Genomic DNA, 22,599 nt, shown 5'->3' on the forward strand with positions numbered 1-22,599 from the left:
AAAAGTTAGTCCTTTACTGGTGTCCTCCTCACTGGTATGCCCCTTCCCTCGGTTTTATTTCCGTCACGATGATGAGCCGTTCGTCCCAGTAAACCGTGTAGAAAACTCTGTAATCTCCAATTCTAAAGCGATAGGTGTTCGTCTCTTTTGTTTTGCTACCCTTCACGGGCTTCAGGTCGTAGGGTGGTTTCGGGTAGGGGTTGGTTTTCAACGCCTCAAGGAACTCGGCCAGCTTCCGACGTTGAGCGGGTTTTAGGTATTTTCTGGCCTTTTAACAACGCTCCTGTCCACAATAACCCTGTACAAAGTTCTCACCTAACTTAGAAGCTCCTTAATTGCCTCGTCTACGGTGAGGCCTTCATCGGGGTTCTCTTTTAGGTGTTCAGCACGTCTTTTGAGCGCTTGGTACTCCTCCTCTGGAATCACATCAGCATCATCTTTTTCCGCCTGAAGCTTTAGAAGCTCCAGCTTCAGCTCTTCAAGTTCCCTCTCGATTTTCTCGATTCGGTTGATGATTACCTGAACGCTCTCGCTCACAATACCACCATCGGGATGTTGTAATCAGACCTCAAAAGGTTTGCGAAGTCGAGAAAAAATGGAAACGGCTCAACCTTCCTCGACCTCAACCTCACCAGAGTCGGCGTCAACCTTAACTTTCATTCCGCTCCTCAGCTTTGAAATGTCTATCCCCTGAACCATTGGAATACCGGCTATTATCGCGCCCGTTGCCACTATCGTCTCGGCCTCGCCGACGATTATCGCCTTCGGCGCCTTCCCGTTCTTCTTGAGAGCGTAGAGCACGTAGGAGCCAACGGTGGAGCCCTTTCCGCGCGGGAAGGCGAGGATTTTGCCCGCTATGCTCTGGCCCCTTATGTCGCTCTCCGCGTCGGTGACGATTCCAGTCTCGGGGTCAACCCCGCCGAGGAAAGAGAGCGGTTTCTTTGACACTATCAGCTCGCCCTCGACCTTCCCGCCAACGACCTTCCTTCCCTTCAGCTTCATTCTACCACCTCACGGTGCCTCCTTTATGAGCCTCTCGGCGTCGTCGAGCCTTACGCTAAAGCCGAATGAGCGGAAGTAGAAGGCGCTCTTCCCGCTGTTGGTGGCGATGCCGTTGTACCAGCCCTTAATCGGAGACACGACGAAGCACGAGTCCGCTATAATCCGCCCGTTGTAGCGCTCTATCGTTTCGGTGTAGCCAAGCGAATCCGCTAAAGCCTTAACGGCCCTGCTCGCGGTTATGAATAGCGGTATCTTTAGGGGCCTTCCGCGCATTCTCAGAAGTTCGGCTATCTCCTTGATTTCCACCAGGGAAGCGTGCGGACAGCCGATGAGAATCATGTCTATCTCGCTCCAATCGTCGGAGAAGCTCTCCCTGACGGCCTTCAGGTCAGCTTCCTCAACCGTTACCGTCTCTATCCCGTCGGAAATAGCGTTCCTGTATTCGGGCGTTTCGCCTTCGACGTGGTAGAGCGCTATCGAACCGGTAGCGGCCATAGAAGCGCCGAGTTCCTTGAGATAGTCGAGGCTCTCCGGTTTCAGGCCGGTTATGTAGGGCACGTCGTTTCCGAGGGCCTTTCCAAGGTGGTAGCCGAGGGCGGAGTAGTCAACAAAGGTCCTAACCTTGGCTTCTACCTTCACCTTCACGGTCGCCTTCCTGTTCTCGTCGAGGTGGAGTCCGTACTCCGGCGTTTTGCCGACTATGGCTGATGCCAGGCTTGACGGCCCACCCTCGCGGTTGGTTCTGGCACCTATTATCGAGTTTGCAAAGGAAACCGCCGAGCTCTCGCTCCAAGCTAAGTGGTCGCCGAACTTCGGAAGGTTCGCCCCGTAGTAGGGGGTGCAGGTCGAGGTCACCTCTATCCCCATGGCACGGTAGAGCTCCAAAACTTCCCTCTGCTTCTCCATGAACTCGTCGTCGCCTATTCCCGCCGGGTTGAGGGTCGTGTAGACGCTGACCTTCGCTCCTGCCTCCACGAAGTCCCTCAGGAACTCAATGCCGGCCTCGCCGAGGTTTTTGTAGGAAACCCCTGCTATCTGGGCGCTCTTTATGGGAATCAACCGTTCCGCCCCGTAGATGTCGCCGAGCGCAACGAGGATTTCCATCGCCTTCTGGAGCGCGTAGCCGTACTCACCGGCCAAAACCAGCTCCTCTTCCTTCGTCAGGTACATGACACCACCGACCTAAGAACGGCCTTGAAGAATATAAAGCCCGCTCCGAAAAATTTATAAAGTCTCTCCTGATGACTAACTAACGGGTTGAGCAGCGGGGTGGGGCAGCTAGGAGTGCCCGCCGGGCTCATAACCCGGAGGTCGGAGGTTCAAATCCTCCCCCCGCTACCAGATTTCTTGTGTGAATTCATTAGGTCGGCAATGTTTTGTTTGTTGTCTGATTCTCCAAAACACAAGATATGGGGAAAATACGCTGGATGATTTCTCTCTGCGGGCTGTGAATTCCCAAGAACCTGAAGTCAAGCGGGGCAAACCTTTTTAAATCCCTCATCAATTCCCAACGCGAAGGGGCGGCTGGCGGGAGCTGGCCGTCACCGGGAGGTGGTTGTATGGCAAGAATACACGCGAGAAAGAGAGGTAAATCAGGCTCAAAGAGGCCTCCAAGGACCGCTCCGCCGACCTGGGTGGAGTACACCGCCGAGGAGGTCGAGGCTCTCGTCGTTAAGCTCAGGAAAGAGGGCTACAGCACCGCCATGATAGGAACGATTCTCCGCGACCAGTACGGCATCCCAAGCGTCAAGCTCGTCACTGGCAAGAAGATAACCAAGATTCTCGAGGAGAACGGCCTTGCGCCCGAGATTCCCGAGGACTTGATGTTCCTCATCAGGCGCGCGGTCAACCTCAGGAAGCACCTCGAACAGCACCCGAAGGACAAGCACTCAAGGCGCGGCCTTCAGCTCATCGAGAGCAAGATTAGGAGGCTCGTTAAGTACTACAGGAGAACTGGAAAGCTCCCAGAGAAGTGGCGCTACGACCCGGAGCAGGCAAAGCTCCTCGTCCGCTGACCCTCCCCTTCTTCTTCCTTGGTGATGCCCCGTGGACAGGGAAGCCTTTCTGGAGAGGGTTCGCGAGGGAGCCGAGCTTATTAAGATGCACATCGAGTTAGGTCACACCATAAGGCTAATCTCGCACCGCGACGCGGACGGGATTACCGCCGGCGCTATTCTGGCTAAAGCGGTGGCAAGGGAAGGCGGAAGTTTTCAGCTCAGCATCGTCAAGCAGGTCAGTGAAGAGCTCATCGACGAGCTCGCGCGGGAGAACAGGGAGATATACGTCTTCAGCGACCTCGGAAGCGGTTCAATCGAGCTGATTGAGAAGAAGCTCGACGGGACGGTTGTCGTTGCCGACCATCACCCGCCGGAGGGCGACTTTTCGAGCGAGTCCAAGGTTCTCATTAACCCGGTTCCCTTCGGGGCCAACAGCGTCCGCGATTTGAGCGGTTCCGGCGTCGCCTACTTTCTTGCCAGGGAGATGAACGAGAAGAACAGGGATTTGGCCTACATAGCGACCGTTGGCGCGGTCGGCGACATGCAGGAGATAGACGGTCAATTCCACGGCCTCAACCTTGAAATCCTTGAGGACGGCAAGAAGCTCGGAATCCTTGAGGTCAGGAAGGAGTTGAGGCTCTTCGGCAGGGAGAGCAGACCGCTCTACCAGATGCTCGCCTACGCGACCAATCCCGAAATACCAGAGATTACCGGCGACGAGAGAAAGGCCATAGAGTGGCTCCGCGCGCGGGGCTTCGACCCGGAAGTCCACTACTGGCAGCTCCGCGAGGAAGAAAAACGAAAGCTCCACGAGGCCCTTCTCATCCACATGATAAAGCACTCCGCACCGAAAGAGGCCATCGACAGGCTCATCGGCGACGTGGTGATAAGCCCGCTCTATCCCGAGGGTGACGTCAGGCACGAGGCGAGGGAGTTCGCGACGCTCCTCAACGCGACCGGTCGCTTGAACGCGGGAACACTCGGAGTGGCGATATGCCTCGGCGATGAAGACGCCTACAAGAAGGCCAGGAAGATGCTCGAGGACTACAAGAGGGAGCAGATAGAGGCGAGGAAGTTCCTGATTCAGAACTGGAGCATGGCCGAGGAAGGCGAGCACGCCTACGTCTTCTACGCCGGCAAGAACATAAGGGACACGCTCGTAGGCATAGTGGCTAACATGGCCATCAACGCCGGTCTGGCCAACCCAGAGAAGCCCGTAGTTGTGATAGCGGACAGCGAAGAGGACGAGAACCTCGTTAAGGCCTCAGCAAGGACAACCGAGAAAGCGCTCAAGAAGGGTTACCACCTCGGAGAGGCCCTGAAGGAGGTCGCCGAGAAGCTCGGTGGGGAGGGCGGTGGCCACGCTATTGCCGCGGGCATAAGGTTCCCCAAGGGCAGGATAGACGAGTTCATCAGGTACTTCAACGAGGCACTGGCGAAGCAGGTGAAGAGAAATGAGGATTGAGGCGAACGTTGAGATACGGTGGCACTACGGCGATGAACTCAAGGCCCGGGCAATAGCGGAGGCGATAGAGGTCGACAACGAGGCTATGCCGGCGGAGCTAAAGAAAAGTTTAAATGTGCGAACCCGATGGGTTGATGGAGACGTCATAACAAAGGTTAAATACTCGGGTGAGATTGAGACCCTCATCAAAGCGCTCGATGATTTGGTGTTTTCGGTCAAGGTCGCCGAGGAAATGACCGAAAAGGTGTGAATTGGAGGTGTTAAGATGGCAAGGGGTAACCCAAGGCGTAGGGCAGCCGCTACCAAGGATAAGTGGAAGATGAAAGACTGGTTCGTGATTTACGCTCCGGAGTTCTTCGGAAGCAAGGAGATTGGCCTCACCCCGGCCGACGAGCCGGAGAAGGTCGTTGGAAGGGTTATCGAGACGACCCTTAGGGACCTCACCGGCGACTTCACCAAGAGCCACGTCAAGCTCTACTTCCAGGTTTACGACGTCAAGGGCCAGAACGCTTACACCAAGTTCAAGGGGCACACCCTCGCGAGGAGCTACATAAGGAGTCTCGTCAGGAGGAGAACCACTCGCGTTGACGGAATCTTCAACATCACCACCAAGGACGGCTACAAGCTCCGCGTTATGGGCATGGTCATAGCCTACAGGCGCATTCAGACCAGCCAGGAGAGGGCCATAAGGAAGATAATGCAGGACATCATCTACAAGAAGGCCGAGGAGCTCAACTTCGCCGACTTCGTTCTCCAGTCCGTCAACGGCCAGATTGCCCAGGAGATTGCCAAGGAAGCGAGGAAGATATACCCGATTAAGCGCGCCGAGGTCAGAAAGATTAAGGTCCTCGCCGAGCCGGAGGCCTGATGGCCTCCTGAAAAATCTCTTTTCTGGTTCCGCTTTGGCAGATTACCCACACATTCCAAAAGGCTTATTAACTTGCACCCCTACAAGTAACTTGCGGGGGTGCGAGTTGTGCTGTTCTCACCCTACCCCAAGACCAAACGGGAGGAGCTCTTTGACAGAGATGAAGAACTAAAGGAGATTAAAGACGTCGTGGAGCGCGGGGAAAGGCTTATACTGCTGTTGGGCATCAGGAGGCTCGGTAAGAGCTCGCTCCTCAACGTCGCGCTCAACGAGCTTCCTTACCCGTCCGTGAAGGTTGATGTGAGGAAGACGTACTCCGAATATTCCTCTGTGAGCAGGTACGCAATAGGAAGGGCGATTGTCTCGTCTTTGGAAGGTAGACGTCGGCTTTTGGAGGAGCTCAAGGATTTTCTCTCAAGAATTCGCGGTATAGCCGTTTCGGGCTTAAGGATTGAGGTTTCTCCCAAAGGTTTCTCTCTCACGGAACTGCTCGAGGCTCTCAACGAGTACGGGGAGAAAAAAGGCCGGGTGATTATAGCCTTCGACGAGGCTCAGTACCTCAGGTTCGGCGGTGCAACGAGGTACGACGGCATAATCGCCTATGCCGTGGACAACCTTGAGAACCTGACCTTCGTACTTACCGGTTCAGAGGTCGGTCTGCTCTTCGACTTTCTGAAGTTTCACGACCCTGAGGCACCTCTCTTCGGCAGGTACCACCACGACATCGAGCTCAAGAGGTTCTCGCCCGAGCTGAGTGAGGAATTCCTCAGAAAGGGCTTTGAGGAAGCAGGTGTCCCCGTGGGAGACGACGAGCTCAGAATGGCCGTGGGGGAACTCGACGGCATACCCGGCTGGCTTGCCCTCTACGGCTACATCAGAACAACCCGCAACCTTGGCCATGACGATGCCATCGCGGAGGTTCTGAAGGAAGCTAAGGCGGTAGTCGGCAGGGAACTCTTAAGGCTGTTCTCGTACAGCCCGCGCTATCGTGTGATTCTGAAGGCGGTAGCGCTCGGCTATTCCCGCTGGAGGGACATCAAGGACTACGTGACGATGAAGCTCGGCTACATAAATGACTCCAACTTCTCGGCGCTCCTAGAGAACCTCGTCAAGTCCGGCTACGTCAAGAAGGCGGGGGGAGGGTATAGAATCCCAGACCCGGTTCTTGAGAGGGTTTTCAGGGAGCTTTGAAATCGAGAACCTTTTTAAAAGCCCTTCCAACTCCAGAGGGGGTGAGAGAATGAAGTTCCTCGTCAAGACCCAGCGCGACATGGAGGCCGTTGCCGGCAACTACATCAGAGAGGCAATTCCAGAGGCAGAGGTCTGGATTGCGCCGATGGGCTACACGGGATTGGTTCTGGTCGAGGCTGATGAAAATGCCCTTGAAAAGCTCCTTGAGATTCCCGAGGTCGAGAGGGTAATCCCGGTTCTGGTCGAGACCGAGGCCGACCTCGATAGGATAGCCGAGAGCGCCGAGAAGATTGCACACCTCATCGGCGAGAATGAAACTTATGCCGTCAAAACCAAGAGGCGCGGGAAGCACGACTTCTCAAGCATAGACGTGAACCGGGTTCTCGGGGCCAAAATCAAGGAGCTCACCAACGCCGACGTGAACCTCAGCTGGCCCGACAAGGTCGTTCAGGTCGAGATAATAGGTGACAGAGCTTACATCTCCGTCCTTCCGGGTGAGGAGTACAGGAAGTACACTCCCGACAAGATTGACGCGAGGAAGCTCTTCAGGAAGCTAACGATAGTCCAGATGCCCTACTGGGGCGATTATAAAGCCTGCAGGAAGTTCGGCGAGAAGATAGGTCGTGCGGCGCAGGCCTTCGAAGTTAAGGAGCTCATAATAGCGCCCAAGGAGAAGATGGACGCCTTTGAGCTGATGGAGTTCCTGAGGGGCGTCAAGGCCGGCCAGGAGAGCCGCTACAAGATACAGCGCGAGGCTTATCCCTGGAAGGTGGAGAAGATTCCCGTCTCGCTCTGGGACCTCTACCAGGTGATTCGCGACAAGAGGAGGAACAAGAGACTGCTCATAATCACAGACCCGAAGGGGCCGACCCTGGCAGAGGTCAAAGATAAGCTCGCCAGGGACATGCACCACGCGAGGGAGGTGGTTGTCTTCATCGGCTCGCGTGAGGGAATCCCGCGCGGTCTGTTCCGGTTCGCTGACTACGTCGTCGATTTGGCCCCGTACATGACCTTTGCCACCGAGCACGGCATTCCGGCGACGCTCGTTTCCCTCTGGGAGGTTTACGAGGAGTTCCTGAGGGAGAACGAGAAGGGGGAGTGACCCCTTTTCCTTTTTCTGGCGTCAGACCCTAAGGTCGTCCTCACCGCTCGGGAATCCGCCGTAGTCATCATCCGCCGTCCCAAGTTCTGGAGAAGAGGTTCTTAAAGCTCACGAAAGGATGTAGAATATCCCCGCTCCAATCAGGCCCCCCATCAGGGCAGCGAGGAAGTTCGTCGAGTTGTTGTCGGTGATTCCCCTGTTCTCAAGCGTTGCCCCTATGAGGCTGTCGAGGTTGACCCCTACGAAGCCACCGAGAACGACGGCCAGGAGCATCTGAGTTTTGTGGGCCGTCAGAGGGAGGGCGAAGAGCGCTATCACCAGGCAACCGAGGAGGGCGAAGAGCTCGCCGGGGAGTGAGATTGCGCCGTTGGTTCCCGGCTTTGCAGGCCTGAAGTTCGTGATGAGCCTCGGCTTCCTGCCGAAGACTTTTCCAAGCTCGCTCGCGAGTGTGTCGCCGTTAACGGTCGCTATCGCCGAGAAGGTCGCCGCCCAAAATGTGTCCATCATTGAGAGCTTCTCGAGGACTAGGAAGAGAACCACCGCGAGACCATTGCCAATCACGTTGCCCCAGCTCCTTATGCCCCCGTTGGACTGGGCAACGCCCTTCTTCCTCTTTTCATCGTAGCGGTATTTGGTTGCTAAAACACCAAGGACCACGAAAGCGAGGAGCGCGAGGAAAGGATAGATGCCACCGAGTTCGATGACAGCCAATCCAAGGAGGGCCGCCGAAAAGGCACCCTTTCCGTCGAGGGCGCCCACTTTGTAGGACCCAGCGCCAAGCACTGCCACGACTGCAACGTCAGTGATGAGCCTTTCGAGCATCCCTGACACCTGGGGGTAGTTTTGGGGTTGGCTTATTAAAGTTTCCATGCATCAATGTGAAGAAAAAGAGTTCAGAGAGCCTCGAACTTGACAACGTCCGTGACGAACGTAATGTCTATGTGGTCTATCCCAGGTACCTTCTTCATTATATCAGAGACTATTTTCTCGAGTTCTTTCATGTCCTTAGGGCCGATAACGTGGAGTATCAGGTTGTGGGAGCCGATTGCCCTTTCAATTATCTTTATGTTGTCGTCTTCTTTTAGTGCCTCGATGATTTCATCAAGGTTAACATCGGGTTTAACACTAACACCGAGAATGACATGAATGTAACCGAGAGCATCGTAGTTGGGAATGACTGTGTACTTGAGTATAACCCCGTTGCGTTCAAGTCTGTTCATCCTCCTCGAAATCCTTTGCCTTGTCGTGCCGAGAAGCTCGGCAAGCTCCTTGTATGTAAGACGGGCGTTCTTGGCGAGCAGCTTCAAAATCCTAATGTCGATAGCGGTTATTTTATCGCTCATTCACTCACCTCCGGCTTTATTTACTTAGAGAGTTTCTCAACTCCTATAAAAATATTTCGTTCTGTGTGGTATTTCAGGCCATTAGGTTATTCGAAAACGCTTGTAGTTCCCCATTACTTGAGAAATATATAGAACAAAATGTTAAAGGCATGCCGTATTACTTGGGAAAAATTTACTTGGTTTTCGAACCCCCTGATTTGACGTCTCTAGCCCGGTATTTCGCAACGCTCACCTTTAGCGCTTCCTCGGCGTTAATCCCGTAGTAGTTGGCTATGCAGAGGAGCGCAAAGAGTACATCCCCCAGTTCTTCCTCCAGCTTTCCTTCGCCAGGGCTCCCTTTTATGCCTTCTTGGGCGAGCATAGCGTCGGCCAGTTCCCCAACTTCCTCAGTTAGTGCCGCCAGCATTTCAAAGGGTTTCCAATAGCCTCCAAGCTCGTTTATAAGTTCATCTACGAGCTTCTGCCACTCATTCACCGAGGAGTTCCCCCCTAACCTTGGCCAGGTAATCCTCGAGGATGTCTTTTCTCGTTCTGTAAAACCTCATCCTTCCCTCTTTCCTCTCCTCGACGAGACCAAGGGATTTGAGTGTCCTGAGGTGATGGCTTATGAGGGTCTGGTCTTGCTCGAGTGCCTCGGAAATTAGGCAGACACACAGCCACTGGTCGCGAAGGAGCTTTAAAATGGCCAGTCTGATGGGGTTCGAAAGAACCTTGAGAAACTTCACAGCTTCTTCTTTAACTTCGGGCTCTATCTCAGCATCGAGTTCTGGGATTCCACACTTCTCAACGCACCTCATAACCGTCTTTTTCTGCCTTTCATCGAGCTTTTCAAAGAGTTCCCCGACCTTCACGAACATCACCAGAGGTAATAGAGACTCCCGGATTAATAAAACTTTTCATATGAAATCAATCAACAATCTCAATTGGCAGTTCACGACCGTCGCTCGAGTAGGCCCTCACGCTCTCCTCCGTGAAGGGCCAGGCTATTATGAGATGAACCCCGCCGAACTTCGAGAAGAACTCCAAATCGCCCTCGGACGGCCAAGGAGCCGGACTCGGGTGCGAATGGACTGTTCCCTTGATGCTCTCGTCGTAGGGGAGCATCCACGTGTCGAAGAATATGCTCCTCGGCCCCGCGTGCGGGTTCGGGGCTATCAGAACCTCCTCGAATATTCCTTCCTTCTCCCTCAGAAAGCCAGCGAACTCGTTGGGATACGCGCTCCTCGCGAGCTGAAGGAGATACTCGAAGAGCTCGCGCCTAATCCTTACCTTCATGCTTCCACCTCAAAAGGGAAAGAATCAGAGGACGGCGATGCACTCAATCTCGACCTTAACGCCCTTGGGCAGGTTGGCCACTTCAACGACCGCCCTGGCGGGCTTCGCCTTTGAGAAGAACCTCTCGTAGACCTCGTTGAACTTGGGGTAGTCGTTGATGTCGCTGAGAAAGGCGGTAACCTTGACCACGTTCTCAGCGCTTCCCCCTGCTTCTTCAACTATCGCCAGCATGTTCCTTATGGCCCTCTCGGCCTGCTCCTCGATGGTTTCGCCGACTATCTCTCCGGTCTCTGGGTCAAGCGGTATCTGGCCGGAAACGAACAGGAGCTTTCCGCCCTCGACCAGTATCGCCTGGCTGTAGGGCCCTATCGGCTTGGGGGCCTTCTCCGTGTAGACAACCTTTTTCTCCATCTCAATCACCTCCGTCAGCGAAGCGAAGATTCCTCATCGTTTCCTCGGGTGTCCTCGGCCTCATCATCCTTTCTTTTCGAGGTACTTCTCGAGGGATTTAGCCGGAACGTCAAGGTTGAGGCCGATTTTATCGAGCGCAATCCTGAGGGCGTAAACCCTCGCGTGCTCCTCAAAGGGCTCGTCCGCGTAGAGTGAAGGCTCGAACGCCTCGTAAACCTCAATGACCTTTGGAATGTCCGACTTCTTGACCTTCTTGAAGGCCGAGAACTCCTCCTCAATTCCCTCTACATCTATGTCCGCGTAAACGGGGAGCTTGAGCGTGGCGGTTTCATTTATGCTCGCGAGCAGTCTCGCCACGTCGAGCATCGGGGTCTTCTCGTCTATGATGAGCCTCTTGACGACTATCCAGCGTCCGTGCTTTGCGGTGAAATTGACGTGCTCGTCCTCGAAGGGAAACTCCACGTCAACGCCTTCGAGGATTCCCTCGGGGTAATCAATGGGGACAAGGGGCCTGAGTGTTTCTCTGACGAGGTAGGCCTTGGCGACATCCACGAGGAGCTTCCTGAGCTTCTTGTCGGTCTCGTTCACGAGGTTGCCGAGCTTCCTCGCGGTTCCGGGGGACTTGAGGGCAACGACGGTATCGGCCAGCGAGTCCTTCCTGAGCTCCCCCGCGAGGGCCTTCACGCCCTCAACGTCTATTGCATCGCTCAGGTAGCCACCAATCTTCGCGTTGACAGTGTTTGAAACTCCGGCCAAAAAGTGCGCTATCCTTTCGTTCTCCATATCGGTCAGCTTTTTGGCGACGTTCCAGTCCCCGTGTTTGGCTGTAAACGCAACGTGCTCCTCAACCTTCATACTCTCACCTGAGTTGAGTTCTCGTCCGGGCTTTTATCTTTTTCCACCGCCGTCGAAAAAGGTTATAAATCGCCCGGTTCATTGGGTCTTAGAGATGAGAGAGGGAAAGGAGATGGGCGAGGAGGAGATGGTTAAGGAAAAACCCCTCCCGCGCGAGTACGGGGAAAAACTGGACCTTGGCGTCGAGTTCGAGACGACCGAGGAAATCAAGGTTCCCGAGAAGCTCATAGACCAGGTCATTGGGCAGGACCACGCGGTCGAGGTCATAAAAACCGCCGCGACCCAGAGGAGACACGTCCTCCTAATCGGCGAACCGGGAACGGGCAAGTCAATGCTCGGCCAGGCGATGGCGGAGCTCCTCCCAACAGAGAACCTCGAAGACATTCTCGTTTTCCCGAATCCAGAAGACGAGAACATGCCCAAAATCAAGACCGTTCCGGCGTGCCAGGGTAGGAGGATAGTCGAGAAGTACCGCGAGAAGGCAAAGAGCCAGGAGAGCATGAAGTCCTACATACTGCTCTTCGTCATGTTCACCGTCATGTTCGCCCTCTTCCTGCAGTTCACGGCAACGACGCTCCTCATGGGAATCTTCGTCATAATCCTCACCATGATGGCGCTCTCGAACATGCGCTTCAGGAACACCGTCCTCGTTCCCAAGCTCCTCGTTGACAACTGCGGAAGAACCAAGGCCCCGTTCATAGACGCGACGGGGGCGCACGCAGGTGCACTGCTTGGAGACGTTAGACATGACCCGTTCCAGAGTGGTGGATTAGGTACTCCTGCTCATGAGAGAGTTGAGCCGGGAATGATACACCGCGCCCACAAGGGCGTCCTGTTCATAGACGAGATAGCCACGCTGACCCTCAAGATGCAGCAGAGTCTCCTCACTGCGATGCAGGAGAAGAAGTTCCCGATTACGGGCCAGAGCGAGCTCTCGAGCGGTGCCATGGTGAGGACCGAGCCGGTTCCCTGTGACTTCATACTGGTTGCCGCTGGAAACCTCGACACGATAGAGAAGATGCACCCCGCGCTCCGCTCGAGGATTAGGGGCTACGGTTACGAGGTTTACATGAGAACCACGATGCCGGACACGATAGAGAACAGGAGAAAGCTCGTCCAGTTCGTTGCCCAGGAGGTAAAGCGCGACGGCAAGATTCCGCACTTCACCCGCGAGGCCGTTGAGGAAATCGTTCGCGAAGCTCAGAAGAGGGCCGGCAGGAAGGGCCACCTAACGCTACGCCTCCGCGACCTCGGCGGTATAGTGAGGGCCGCCGGAGACATCGCGATAAAGAAGGGCAAGAAGGTTGTCGAGCGGGAAGACGTTCTTGAGGCCCTCAAGCTCGCGAAGCCCCTCGAAAAGCAACTCGCCGACTGGTACATCGAGAGGAAGAAGGAATACCAGGTCATAAAGAGCGAGGGAAGCGAAATCGGTCGCGTCAACGGCTTAGCTGTTATCGGCGAGGAGAGCGGTATCGTACTGCCGATTGAAGCGGTTGTTGCTCCCGCCGCGAGCAAGGAAGAAGGAAAGATAATCGTCACAGGAAAGCTCGGAGAGATAGCGAAGGAGGCCGTTCAGAACGTCTCGGCCATAATCAAGCGCTACAAGGGCGAGGACATCAGCAGGTACGATATCCACGTCCAGTTCCTCCAGACCTACGAGGGCGTCGAAGGCGATTCGGCGAGCATAAGCGTTGCCACCGCCGTCATCTCGGCCCTTGAGAACATTCCGATAAGGCAGGACGTTGCCATGACCGGCTCGCTCAGCGTCCGTGGCGAGGTCCTGCCGATAGGCGGTGCGACGCCGAAGATTGAAGCCGCCATCGAGGCTGGCATAAAGAAGGTCATAATCCCCAAGGCCAACGAGAAGGACGTCTTCCTGAGCCCGGACAAGGCCGAGAAAATAGAGATTTACCCGGTCGAGCGGATTGACGAGGTGCTTGAGATAGCCCTCGAGGACTCGCCGGCCAAGGACGAGCTCCTCAGGAAGATTCGCGAGACCCTTCCGCTCGCCCACTGAGCGGTCTTTTCTACTTTTCGTTTCTCCCCCTCTTGGAATTCACATCCGTGTCCAGTAATGCTTAAAAAACGTCCCATCTACGTTACCCACGGGGGTGAGCTAATGCTCAAAGTTGAGAACCTTCACGTGAACGTTGAGGACAAGGAGATACTCAAGGGGGTCAACCTCGAGGTCAAACCCGGCGAGTTCCACGTCATAATGGGGCCCAACGGGAGCGGTAAATCAACTCTCGCCCTGACGATAGCGGGCCACCCAAAGTACGAGGTCAGGGACGGAAGGATTCTCTTCGAGGGCGAGGACATAACCGGACTCGGCCCGGACGAGAGGGCCAAGCGCGGGATTCTGCTGGCCTTCCAGGTTCCGCCCGAGGTCGAGGGCGTTAAGATAATCGACTTTCTCCAGCAGGTTCTGGTCGAGCTCAAGGGCCTCGACCCGGTGGAGGCCTACGACCTTATAGTTGAAAAGGCGAAGGAGCTGTGGTTCAAAGAGGAGGACCTGCACCGCTACGTGAACGTCGGCTTCTCCGGCGGCGAGAGGAAGAGGCTCGAGCTCCTCCAGGCGGTTCTCATCGAGCCGAAGCTCCTGATTCTGGACGAGCCCGACAGCGGTGTTGACGTTGACTCGCTCAGCGTAATCAGCAGGAAGATTGAGGAGCTCCACGAGAGGGGAACCGCGATACTCCTGATAACCCACTACGGCAGAATCCTCGAGCACATCGACAAGAACAGAATCACCGCCCACGTCATGAAGGACGGCAGGATTGTGAGGACCGGCGGGGGAGAGCTCGTTGACAGGATAGACAGGGAAGGCTTCGCCGGAATCTTCGAGGAGGTGGGAGCATGACCGAGACGATAACCATGAGCGATGCCAAGGCCATAATCGAGAACCAGATTGAGGAGCTCGCAAAGAGGAACAGGGAACCGGAGTGGATGACGAGGATAAGGTACAAGGCGTTAGAAGCGTTCGAGAGGGCCCCGCTGAACGACCCGGTCATAAGCGAGGAGGAACTGCTCCAGTTCATAGCGAAGCCCGAAATCGAGGGCCTGCCCGAGAACATCGAGAGCCTCGACGATTTGCCACCGGAGATGAAGGCTCTCCTCGACAGGCTTGGAATCAGCGAGGTCGAGCAGAAGTACATAGCCGGCTTAGCGGTTCAGACCGACACCGGCGTTATCTACAACCAGTTCCTTCAGGAGTGGGCCAAGAAGGGCCTGATAGTCCTTCCGACCGAGGAGGCGGTGAGAAAGTATCCCGACCTCGTCAAGGAGCACTTCCTCAAGCTCTTCCGCGTTGACGAGAGCAAGCTTACGGCCTACCATACAGCAGTCTGGAACGGTGGAATCTTCCTCTACGTCAAGGAGGGCCTTAAGGTCCCGTTCCCGCTCCACCTGTTCTTCCTGATACAGGAGAGCGCCCTTGCTCAGGCACCGCACATCATCATAATCGCGGAGAAGAACACGGAGTTCCACCTCATAGAGGGCTGTACGGCTCCGATACTCGTCAAGCACTCACTCCACCTCGACATGACCGAGGCGTACTTCCACGAGGGAGCGAAGGGCCAGCTGACCGTTCTGCAGAACTGGCCGGAGTACGTCCACACGAGGCCCATGACGAGAGCGAGGATAGGAAAGGGGGCGCGCTTCATCAACACCACCGTCGGCCTCGGAACCGGAAGGAGCAACGTCGCCAATCCGAAGTACTGGGTGGAGGAGAACGGCTACGTCGAGCTGAACGGTATCTTACTCGGCCAGAAGGACTGGTTCGTGGACCTGGGCGGTGAGATGTACCTCCGGGGCAAAGGCGCTGGGGGAATAAACGCGAGCAAAGCTGTGATAATGGACGAGAGCACCGTGATAACGCGCGGAATCATAAGGGCAGAGGCTCCTAAGACGAAGGGCCACATAAGCTGTGATGCCCTGCTCCTCAGCGACAGGGCCACGATGGAGACCTACCCCGGGCTGGTCAGCAAGGTTGACGATGCCGAGCTGAGCCATGAGGCAGCGATAGGCAAGATACGCGAGGAGGAGCTGTTCTACCTCATGAGCAGGGGACTCGACGAGGAGAAGGCGACACAGCTCATAGTGAAGGGCTTCCTCGAGCCAATGCTCAAGGACATTCCGATGGAGTTCCTCGTTGAAATAAGGAAGATAATAGAGCTAGCGGTCAGCGGGGGCATGTGAGCCCCAACCTTTGGTTTTAAATGAAAATTTTTCAAAGTATTTTTAAATCTGGCTTTCCTTTTTAAACTCGGTGGTCCCATGAACCCGATGGAAAAAGCCTTTGAAGAGGCTATGAAAAACCCCAAACTCCGGAAGAAACTGCGAGTGAAGGCTTTCCTCTCGCTCCTGCTCCTCGTAGGGTTCCTCGGGGTAGTTTTCATAACAATCGGCACGATAGTGGCGAGCAAGAACGGAACGTTCCTCGGAATGACTCACCTGGACTTCCTAAAGTTGCGCGCCCGCTACGGTCTCTTCATGATGGTCCTGATAACAATCCACATAATCATGAACAGGGGCATAATGCGGAGGGAGTTACAACTCCTCTTTGGCTGATTCTTTTAATTTTTATCAAACTTCATACGTTTTTTCAGGGGCGCTTGACATCGAGCCAGTGATTAGTTACCAATAAAAGGGTTTCATTTTACAAAAGATTTTTAAAAGGGCATGACACTCGTCATAACCGGTGGTAGGGATGGCAGGAAACGGAAAGAGGATAGTCAAGACGAAGGCAATAATATCGTCGATACTGATAGCCCTCTACGTTGGAGCAGTGTTCCTGACGATATCGAGCGCAATCGCCGCACACAGGGGAAGCTTCCTCGGCGAGCCCGCTAAGAAACTCCTCCAGCTCCACGTGCACTACGGAATGGTCATGCTGGCCCTCATAGCAATCCACCTGTACCTGAACTGGGGAATGTTCAAGAACGAGCTGAAGGTTCTCAGGTCTTAATCCCCCGCTACAATTTTTTCGATGAGCTCAACAGCTTTGGGAACGGCTTTTTTGACCTCCTCGCTGAGCTCGGTTCCGAGGTCAATCTCCTTCGCAACTATTCCAACGAAGTGAACCTCCGCCCGGGCGAGCCTTTCATCGAGCTTCATGAGGAGCTTAAGGCCGTCTATCGCCCCCATGAAGTGAGCGCTCCTTATCTCGGCCTTCAGCTTCTCGAAGACATCCTCCCCTTTGAGGTGTATAACATCTCCCGGCTTGAGCGTCTCGCTCAGAATTGCGTCAACGATTATAATCCGCTCCTCACCGTTGTAGTGGCTTGATAGCATGAAGATGTCGGTCCCAACTTCAAGGACGTTGTAGCCCTTCTCGGCGAGAATTCTACCGACCTTGAGCCCAACTCCGTCGTCCTTCATCAGCTCGTTTCCAAGGGCAAGTATAAGCGTTCTCATATCTTCCCCCCACCTTAGTTGCCACTGGGGTTTATGAGCCTTATCGAAACCCTTATATACTCTTCACAGTAGTTACAATCATCTCAAAATTTGAAAGGAGGGATGTTCCGATGATGAGAAAGATTGTACCGCTGGTGCTGGTGCTCGTCGTTTTCTCGGCCGGTTGCCTCGTACAGACCGGGGGCAAGACCGCGTCATCAAGCTTCGCCCTCAACGTGACCTACACGCCGTTTAAAGTGCCCATCAACGTGACAGTTGTCACGATTAACGTGAGTACGCACTTCGTCGGCTACAAGAGCCTTGCCATAAACGATGTCTACCCTGCCGTGCTGATAAAGGCTGGCTCGGATGTAAAGAACGTTTCCGCCTTCAGACTCTCAAAGGACGTTTACATGCTTCCCCCGTACCTGTTCAACAATTCCCTACGGACGTACTCCGCAACGGTGTGGCTCAAGAACGGTTCCATTGCGATAGCGAACATAAGGTTCTCGGGAACTCCAACAAAAGTCGTTGACCTCGTCGTCAACTACGATGTCGAGAAGAATGGAACGCACTACATCGTCAGGCCCATCGGTTGGTCCCTGAAAAGGATAACCCTCTGGAACGAGACCTTCAACGTAACTGTTGAACTGCCGGAGCCAATTCAAATTGCCAACGCTCCCTCTGTTGAATATAAAAACGGCACCTACGTTCTGCCCGAGGTCTGCAAAACGACGAGCGGGGGCGTTACAGTAATCTACAGATACTCCATCGGCGAGATTCACATTGTCGGGCCAACGGGAGATGTCTTCGTCGGGAAGGTGTACTTCCCCTGCGAGAAGATGGCTGGAAAGTGATTCAGGAAATCAGCTCCACCCTTTCCTTCTTTGCAGGTTCAAAGAAGTCCTCGTCGAGTGTAGCCAAGGCAAAGCCGTGCTCGATGCAGGTCGCGAGAATTAGTGCATCGTTCGGGAGCATGGCGTACTTTTCGATTAGCTCCATTGCTTTGAAGACCGTTCTCTGAGAGGATTCGATAAATCCAAAACCCTTCAGCGCCTTGAAAACGGCTCTAATCTCCGGCGGCAGTTTGTCCCTTCGCCCTTTGACGGTTCGGGGGGCGAGCTTTGAAAAATAACCGATAAGCAGGTATGTGACCTCACTGAAAACGGTCTCCGTTATGTAAAGGGCAACCTCTTCGTTCTCAAATGACTCAAAGAGCTTAACCGCCCGTTCGTTGCCTTTGAAGTACTCTACAAGGAGAGAGCTGTCAATCAGCAATTCCCTCATAAATCTCCCTCTTGAGTTCCTTCCAGCTCTTGTCGGTTTTCATTATTCCTTTGAGCTTTTTCATGTTCTCAAACAGTTCGTCTTTGTGGGAAAGATACCAAGCCATGGCCTCGACGTCCTTCTTAAACGTCTCGGCGTACTTTTTGGGAACCTTCACCTGAATAACAACATCCACGATTTCTTCAGCCATGTTAACCCCCGATGAGTTCTATCTTCGACTCCCTATAAAAAATTTGAGAAGAGCTCAGAGCTTCGCTACATGGACAGAACAGGAGATGCACGGGTCGTAAGCCCTTACTACCATCTCGGTGAGGAACTTAATCCTCTCGGGGTCGTCGTTGTAGTGCTTCTCGGCCATCATCCTGACGTGCTCCTCCATCATGGCGAGGTTGAAGGCGGTTGGCGTTATGATGTCCGCGTAGGCGACCTTTCCGTCCTTTACTTCGAGCGCGTAGACGAGGATTCCGCGCGGTGCCTCGGTCGTGCTGACGCCGAAGCCGTCCCTAACCTCTACCTCGTCCCTCGGCATTATCGGCCACTTCGCGAGGGCCTCGTCAAGCAAATCGATTCCGCGCTCGATGAAGTAAACGAGCTCAAGGGCCTGAGCTAAGTTGTTGGCGAAGGGGTTCGTTGGGCGGAGGAGCTCCTTATGAGCATCGTAGAGTTCCTTCGCCCTGCCGTAGAGGAGTGAAGCGTTGTTGACGACGCGCGAGATGGCACCGACCATGAAGGGCTTTCCGTGGTAGTGGGAGTGCTTGGCGAAGCTGTGCTCGACTACGAACTCCTTTATGTGCTCCTTGTAGTCCTCGCTCGGGAACTCGTTTCCGTCGCTGGCCTTTATGTAGTCCCCGTAGATTCCGTAGACGTCGTTCCTCGGCTTCACGGCGAGGTGCGTTATCGGCCCTTCGACTTCCTTGTACTGCTCCAGCTTGGCGAACAGCTCGAAGGTGTATTCGGCCTTCGGAAGGGCTTCCTTAAGTTTATCCTTCATCTTCTCGAGGGTTTCCCTGCTTGGGAGCTTTCCAAAGCCCCCGAGGACGACGTTCTCCTGGTGTATGGCCCTCGCGCCGAGTTCGTCCATCATCCAGCTTCCGAGGTTCTTGAGGTCGAGGGCTATGCCTATCTCCTTCTTGTACTTATCAACCATGTGGAGCGGTCCGGAGTAGCCGAGGTAGTCCGGCAGGACGAGTAGGTAGAGATGCAAAGCGTGGCTCTCAATCATGTCGCCGATGTAGAGGACCTCTCTCAAAGCCTGAATCTCCTCGCGTGGGGTGAAGCCTATCGCCTTCTCGGCCGCCTCCACGGCGGTGAGCTTGTGCGCCGCTGAACAGAAGGAGCATATCCTCGGGTAAACCGCAAGGGCCTCGTCGAGCTTCTTGCCGATGGTTATAGCCTCGAAGAACCTCGGCCCCTCTATGATGTTGAGCTTGACCTCCTTGACACCATCGTCGCCGATGACTATCTCGACGCCACCCTTGCCCTCTACCCTTGCGATGTGGTCAACGGTGATTGGCAGGTAAACGTTCTTCATTGGCTCTCCCCTCCGAAGATTTTCTCAACCATCTCTTCCAGCTTCGGGTTGTGGGCGTTGAAAATCTTCATCCTCTCAAGGATTTCCTCCTTGGTCAGGCCCTTCTCCTTGAAGACCCTCGCGAGGGAGTCGAACCAGGCAACGTCGTAGCCTATCGCGCCCCTGCAACCGATGCACGCTATTCCAAAGCCTGGACACCTCGCGTCACAGCCGGCCCTCGTTATCGGACCGAGGCAGGGCTCGCCCCTCTCAAGGAGCACGCACGGGTTGCCCTTCAGCCTGCACTCAAGGCAGACCGGGTAGTCTATATCTTCTGGCCACGAGCCGACGAGGAACGTTCCGAGGGCGTAGAGGAAGTCCTTCTTCTCCGGCGGACAGCCGTAGATGTTGTAATCCACCTTGATGTACTTCGAGACGGGCTCGGCCATCTTGGGCTGGAACTTGACCTTTCCGTCGCCGTAAACGGTCTTCCAGAGCTCCTCAAGGGGCTTGTCCTTCTCCCAGCTTTGAACCCCACCCTGAACGGCACAGGAACCGACAGCCACTACAATCTTCGCGTTCTCGCGGATTTTCTTGACGAGCTCAACCTCTTCCTCCGTTGAGACGCTACCCTCGATGAACGCGATATCGACGGGCTCGTCCTCGACGCTGTTCCTGTCGAGCATGTACCAGCAGACTATCTCGGCCCTTGGAAGGAGCTTGAGCAGTTCGTCCATCATCGCCAGCTGGAGCTGACAGCCGTAACAGCTCGTTAGAGCGTAAAACCCAATCCTGACTTTCTTCTCCTCCATCGCCACCACCTCAGTCCAGCAGGCCGGGCGTTGATATTATGTCGAAGTAGCCAAAGACCGGGCCATCTTTGCAGATGTACTTCCAGCTCGTGCTCGTTCCGGCAACGCAGTGGCCACATTTTCCTATTCCGCACTTCATTTTCCTCTCCAGCGTCACGTAGATGTTCTCCGGCCTGTAACCGTAGTTGATGAGCGACTCGAAGACCGACTTGTACATCCTTGGCGGACCGCAGATAGCCACTGCCGTCTTCTTCGGGTTGGTGTTGGCCTCGACTATGAACTTCTGGGGCCTTCCGTGCCTTCCTGGCCAGTCGGGGTCTCTGGTTACGCTCTGGATTATCTTGACGTTCTCAGCCTCCGCCAGGTCCTTCATGGCTTCAAGCTCCTTGTAGAAGAGCAGGTCCTTTCCGTAGCGGGCGGTGTTGATGAAGGTTATGTTACCGTACTTCCAGCGGTTGTCCATCGCGTAGAGGAAGACGCTCCTCAGCGGTGCCGTTCCGAGACCCGCCGCTATGAGGAGCAGGTCCATGCCCTCCCAGTCGTCAACGGGGAAGCCGTTGCCGTAGGGACCGCGGACGAGAACTGTATCGCCCGGCTGCAGTTTGTGGACGACGGTGGTGACCCTTCCGGCCTTCCTGATGCACAGCTCGAAGAAGCCCTTCCTCATAGGTGAGGAGCAGATGCTTATTGGAACCTCTCCGACTCCCGGAATCGTGAGCTGGACGAACTGGCCGGGCTTGAACGTCCAGGTCTCGGCTATCTCGGGGTCCTCGAAGCGGAAGAGGAAGAGCTTCTCCGTATCGGTGAGCCTGTAAACCTTGAGAACCTTAGCCCTGTGGAGGGCGTAGGGGTTATCGTCGGGCATCATAATCTCCTTGGGAACTACCTCGCTCATACGTCCTCACCCCTTATGTTTTCGGCGTAGGCGAAGCCCTTCTTCGGTATCTCCTCGGCTATCTTGGCCGGGCAGGAGCGCTCCTCAAGGCCGAGGATGACGCGCAGGTTGCGAACGAAGCTTATGCCGGCCGGACAAAATGCGGTACAGCGACCGCAACCGACGCAGAAGCTTAACCCGAGCTTCTCGTTGTAGGAGTTCTTACAGAGGTAGCGGTTCATGAAGCGGTCCTTTTTGGTGGGCCTGAAGTTGTGGCCACCGGCAACGAGGCCGTGGCTCCTGAACTGGCAGGAATCCCAGCGCCTCTCGCGGTAGCCGGTTACGCCGTCGAGGTTGACTATGTCCTGCACCTCGTAGCAGCGGCAGGTCGGGCAGGTCGTGTTGCAGATTCCGCAGGCGAGGCACTTCTCGGCCTCTTCCTCCCACATAGGGTGCTCCATCTCAAGCTCGAGCAGGTAGCGCAGGTCTCCCCAGTCCTCGTGGTACTTAAACGCTTGACTCCTCTTCCTCTCGAACTCCCTGAAGGCGCAGATGTCTTCGGTGGTGACCTCCTCGAAGAGCTTGATGTTCTTGTCAACTATCCTGTGTCCCTTGGGCGAGCCAACGCGGACCAGCCAGCCGTCGGGGAGCTCGTGGAAGAACAGGTCGAAGCCGTCATCGGCAAAATCCGTCTCGCGGAGGTTGCAGAAGCAGTACTCGTCCGGCATACAGCTGATTCCTATTATGATTCCCTTCTCCCTGCGAACCTTGTAGTACTTGTCGGGGAGCTCGTCGAGGTAAACGGTGTCGAGTATCTTGAGTCCAAAGATGTCGCAGGCGTGAACTCCAAAGAGCACGAAGGGCTCGACGTCCTCGATGGTCTCTCTGTATTCAGGCTTGCTGAGGTCGAACTCGAAGAGCTTCTCCCTGGGCTTGAAGAAGAACTTCTTCGGGGGCATTATAGTCCTGTTGTAGTGGAACTCCACCTTCCTGACGTCATCAACTTCGCGGAAGTCGTAGAACTTCTCCGATATCTTGACCGGGGCGTAGAGCTTGCCCCACTCCTTGAGCCTTTCAAGGAAGGCGTAGGTGTTTTCCCTTGGCAACTTAACGTATCTCAACCCCCACCACCTCCGATGAACATAAACATACACACGACCATTTTTGTTCCCTCAATAGGGACTTACCCGGAGCCTAAAAAAGCGTTTTTAAA

The 22,599-nt window shown here is 54.9% G+C and carries 30 protein-coding genes and 1 tRNA gene; 13 read left to right on the top strand and 18 right to left on the bottom strand.

The window, feature by feature from the left end; translation table 11 throughout:
- Positions 1-28: 28 nt before the first annotated feature.
- The 4 genes from CS910_RS06645 to CS910_RS06660 form a co-directional block, all read right to left on the bottom strand.
- On the bottom strand, positions 29-211 hold the full coding sequence (locus tag CS910_RS06645; RefSeq protein ID WP_197704279.1) for a type II toxin-antitoxin system RelE family toxin: 183 nt from the start codon (positions 209-211) through the stop codon (positions 29-31).
- Between the two features lie 104 nt (positions 212-315).
- Positions 316-537, bottom strand: coding sequence for a hypothetical protein (locus tag CS910_RS06650; protein WP_099210499.1), 222 nt, complete (start codon positions 535-537; stop codon positions 316-318).
- Between the two features lie 69 nt (positions 538-606).
- On the bottom strand, positions 607-1,002 hold the full coding sequence (locus tag CS910_RS06655) for a DUF126 domain-containing protein (protein WP_099210501.1): 396 nt from the start codon (positions 1,000-1,002) through the stop codon (positions 607-609).
- Positions 1,003-1,011: 9 nt separating this feature from the next.
- Positions 1,012-2,172: an aconitase X catalytic domain-containing protein gene (locus tag CS910_RS06660; protein WP_099210503.1), complete on the bottom strand. Its 1,161-nt coding sequence runs from the start codon at positions 2,170-2,172 to the stop codon at positions 1,012-1,014.
- 93 nt (positions 2,173-2,265) lie between these two features.
- Here CS910_RS06660 and CS910_RS06665 point away from each other — a divergent pair.
- The 7 genes from CS910_RS06665 to CS910_RS06695 all read left to right on the top strand — a co-directional run bounded on the left by CS910_RS06665 (position 2,266) and on the right by CS910_RS06695 (position 7,625).
- A tRNA-Met gene (locus tag CS910_RS06665) sits at positions 2,266-2,343 on the top strand.
- Positions 2,344-2,561: 218 nt separating this feature from the next.
- Positions 2,562-3,017, top strand: coding sequence for a 30S ribosomal protein S15 (locus CS910_RS06670; protein WP_099210505.1), 456 nt, complete (start codon positions 2,562-2,564; stop codon positions 3,015-3,017).
- 31 nt (positions 3,018-3,048) lie between these two features.
- Positions 3,049-4,464, top strand: coding sequence for a DHHA1 domain-containing protein (locus CS910_RS06675; protein WP_099210507.1), 1,416 nt, complete (start codon positions 3,049-3,051; stop codon positions 4,462-4,464).
- On the top strand, positions 4,454-4,714 hold the full coding sequence (locus CS910_RS06680; RefSeq protein WP_099210509.1) for a KEOPS complex subunit Pcc1: 261 nt from the start codon (positions 4,454-4,456) through the stop codon (positions 4,712-4,714). The genes CS910_RS06675 and CS910_RS06680 overlap by 11 nt, the downstream gene beginning before the upstream one ends.
- Positions 4,715-4,729: 15 nt before the next feature.
- Positions 4,730-5,332, top strand: a complete 603-nt coding sequence (locus tag CS910_RS06685) for a 30S ribosomal protein S3ae (protein ID WP_099210511.1) — start codon at positions 4,730-4,732, stop codon at positions 5,330-5,332.
- A gap of 99 nt (positions 5,333-5,431) precedes the next feature.
- Complete coding sequence (locus CS910_RS06690; protein ID WP_317450600.1) at positions 5,432-6,523, top strand: AAA family ATPase; 1,092 nt, start codon at positions 5,432-5,434, stop codon at positions 6,521-6,523.
- 49 nt (positions 6,524-6,572) lie between these two features.
- A complete protein-coding gene (locus CS910_RS06695; RefSeq protein WP_099210515.1) occupies positions 6,573-7,625 on the top strand; it encodes an SPOUT family RNA methylase in 1,053 nt (350 codons plus the stop codon).
- A 108-nt stretch (positions 7,626-7,733) separates the two neighbouring features.
- Here CS910_RS06695 and CS910_RS06700 read toward each other — a convergent pair whose 3' ends face one another.
- The 7 genes from CS910_RS06700 to CS910_RS06730 form a co-directional block, all read right to left on the bottom strand.
- A complete protein-coding gene (locus tag CS910_RS06700) occupies positions 7,734-8,447 on the bottom strand; it encodes a DUF92 domain-containing protein (protein WP_099210517.1) in 714 nt (237 codons plus the stop codon).
- A 71-nt stretch (positions 8,448-8,518) separates the two neighbouring features.
- On the bottom strand, positions 8,519-8,968 hold the full coding sequence (locus CS910_RS06705; RefSeq protein ID WP_099210519.1) for an Lrp/AsnC family transcriptional regulator: 450 nt from the start codon (positions 8,966-8,968) through the stop codon (positions 8,519-8,521).
- A 172-nt stretch (positions 8,969-9,140) separates the two neighbouring features.
- On the bottom strand, positions 9,141-9,443 hold the full coding sequence (locus CS910_RS06710) for a nucleotide pyrophosphohydrolase (protein ID WP_223211938.1): 303 nt from the start codon (positions 9,441-9,443) through the stop codon (positions 9,141-9,143).
- Positions 9,436-9,819 carry an ArsR/SmtB family transcription factor gene (locus CS910_RS06715; RefSeq protein WP_099210521.1) on the bottom strand — a complete coding sequence of 128 codons (384 nt, stop codon included), beginning with the start codon at positions 9,817-9,819 and terminating at the stop codon, positions 9,436-9,438. Before CS910_RS06715 ends, CS910_RS06710 begins: the two co-directional genes overlap by 8 nt.
- Before the next feature lie 55 nt (positions 9,820-9,874).
- The gene (locus CS910_RS06720; protein ID WP_099210523.1) at positions 9,875-10,243 is read right to left on the bottom strand and encodes a Mov34/MPN/PAD-1 family protein; all 369 of its coding nucleotides are present in this window, start codon (positions 10,241-10,243) and stop codon (positions 9,875-9,877) included.
- Positions 10,244-10,267: 24 nt separating this feature from the next.
- Positions 10,268-10,654 (bottom strand): RidA family protein, encoded by a 387-nt coding sequence (locus tag CS910_RS06725; RefSeq protein ID WP_099210525.1) that lies wholly within the window; start codon positions 10,652-10,654, stop codon positions 10,268-10,270.
- A 63-nt stretch (positions 10,655-10,717) separates the two neighbouring features.
- On the bottom strand, positions 10,718-11,509 hold the full coding sequence (locus CS910_RS06730) for a DUF2666 domain-containing protein (protein ID WP_099210527.1): 792 nt from the start codon (positions 11,507-11,509) through the stop codon (positions 10,718-10,720).
- Between the two features lie 112 nt (positions 11,510-11,621).
- Here CS910_RS06730 and lonB point away from each other — a divergent pair, with 112 nt between their 5' ends.
- From lonB to CS910_RS06755, 5 genes are all read left to right on the top strand, one after another.
- Entirely contained in the window at positions 11,622-13,526 is a 1,905-nt protein-coding gene (lonB, locus tag CS910_RS06735) for an ATP-dependent protease LonB (protein ID WP_099212457.1), read from the top strand.
- A gap of 102 nt (positions 13,527-13,628) precedes the next feature.
- Positions 13,629-14,369, top strand: a complete 741-nt coding sequence (gene sufC / locus CS910_RS06740; protein WP_099210529.1) for a Fe-S cluster assembly ATPase SufC — start codon at positions 13,629-13,631, stop codon at positions 14,367-14,369.
- Positions 14,366-15,706, top strand: coding sequence for an SUF-like minimal system protein SmsB (locus tag CS910_RS06745; RefSeq protein WP_099210531.1), 1,341 nt, complete (start codon positions 14,366-14,368; stop codon positions 15,704-15,706). Before sufC ends, CS910_RS06745 begins: the two co-directional genes overlap by 4 nt.
- Positions 15,707-15,784: 78 nt before the next feature.
- Positions 15,785-16,078: a hypothetical protein gene (locus tag CS910_RS06750; RefSeq protein ID WP_099210533.1), complete on the top strand. Its 294-nt coding sequence runs from the start codon at positions 15,785-15,787 to the stop codon at positions 16,076-16,078.
- 130 nt (positions 16,079-16,208) lie between these two features.
- Complete coding sequence (locus tag CS910_RS06755; protein ID WP_145955375.1) at positions 16,209-16,475, top strand: hypothetical protein; 267 nt, start codon at positions 16,209-16,211, stop codon at positions 16,473-16,475.
- On the opposite strand, the gene CS910_RS06760 is transcribed toward CS910_RS06755, so the two are convergent.
- Positions 16,472-16,924: a hydrogenase maturation protease gene (locus tag CS910_RS06760; protein ID WP_099210537.1), complete on the bottom strand. Its 453-nt coding sequence runs from the start codon at positions 16,922-16,924 to the stop codon at positions 16,472-16,474. The genes CS910_RS06755 and CS910_RS06760 overlap by 4 nt on opposite strands.
- A gap of 110 nt (positions 16,925-17,034) precedes the next feature.
- On the opposite strand from CS910_RS06760, the gene CS910_RS06765 reads away from it, so the two are divergent.
- Complete coding sequence (locus CS910_RS06765) at positions 17,035-17,760, top strand: hypothetical protein (protein WP_099210539.1); 726 nt, start codon at positions 17,035-17,037, stop codon at positions 17,758-17,760.
- Position 17,761: 1 nt separating this feature from the next.
- Here the strand turns inward: CS910_RS06765 and CS910_RS06770 are convergent, their stop codons facing one another.
- The 6 genes from CS910_RS06770 to hydB are packed head-to-tail and all read right to left on the bottom strand — an operon-like array spanning position 17,762 to position 22,507.
- Positions 17,762-18,190: a type II toxin-antitoxin system VapC family toxin gene (locus tag CS910_RS06770; protein ID WP_099210541.1), complete on the bottom strand. Its 429-nt coding sequence runs from the start codon at positions 18,188-18,190 to the stop codon at positions 17,762-17,764.
- On the bottom strand, positions 18,171-18,380 hold the full coding sequence (locus CS910_RS06775; protein WP_099210542.1) for a hypothetical protein: 210 nt from the start codon (positions 18,378-18,380) through the stop codon (positions 18,171-18,173). The genes CS910_RS06770 and CS910_RS06775 overlap by 20 nt, the downstream gene beginning before the upstream one ends.
- A 54-nt stretch (positions 18,381-18,434) precedes the next feature.
- Positions 18,435-19,721, bottom strand: a complete 1,287-nt coding sequence (gene hydA / locus CS910_RS06780) for an NADPH-dependent hydrogenase/sulfhydrogenase 1 subunit alpha (protein ID WP_099210544.1) — start codon at positions 19,719-19,721, stop codon at positions 18,435-18,437.
- Complete coding sequence (gene hydD / locus CS910_RS06785; RefSeq protein ID WP_099210546.1) at positions 19,718-20,512, bottom strand: NADPH-dependent hydrogenase/sulfhydrogenase 1 subunit delta; 795 nt, start codon at positions 20,510-20,512, stop codon at positions 19,718-19,720. Before hydD ends, hydA begins: the two co-directional genes overlap by 4 nt.
- 10 nt (positions 20,513-20,522) lie before the next feature.
- Complete coding sequence (hydG, locus tag CS910_RS06790) at positions 20,523-21,407, bottom strand: NADPH-dependent hydrogenase/sulfhydrogenase 1 subunit gamma (protein ID WP_099210549.1); 885 nt, start codon at positions 21,405-21,407, stop codon at positions 20,523-20,525.
- The gene (gene hydB, locus CS910_RS06795; protein ID WP_099210551.1) at positions 21,404-22,507 is read right to left on the bottom strand and encodes an NADPH-dependent hydrogenase/sulfhydrogenase 1 subunit beta; all 1,104 of its coding nucleotides are present in this window, start codon (positions 22,505-22,507) and stop codon (positions 21,404-21,406) included. The genes hydG and hydB overlap by 4 nt, the downstream gene beginning before the upstream one ends.
- Between the last annotated feature and the right edge of the window lie 92 nt (positions 22,508-22,599).

Source organism: Thermococcus henrietii (assembly GCF_900198835.1).
Taxonomy (GTDB): domain Archaea; phylum Methanobacteriota_B; class Thermococci; order Thermococcales; family Thermococcaceae; genus Thermococcus; species Thermococcus henrietii.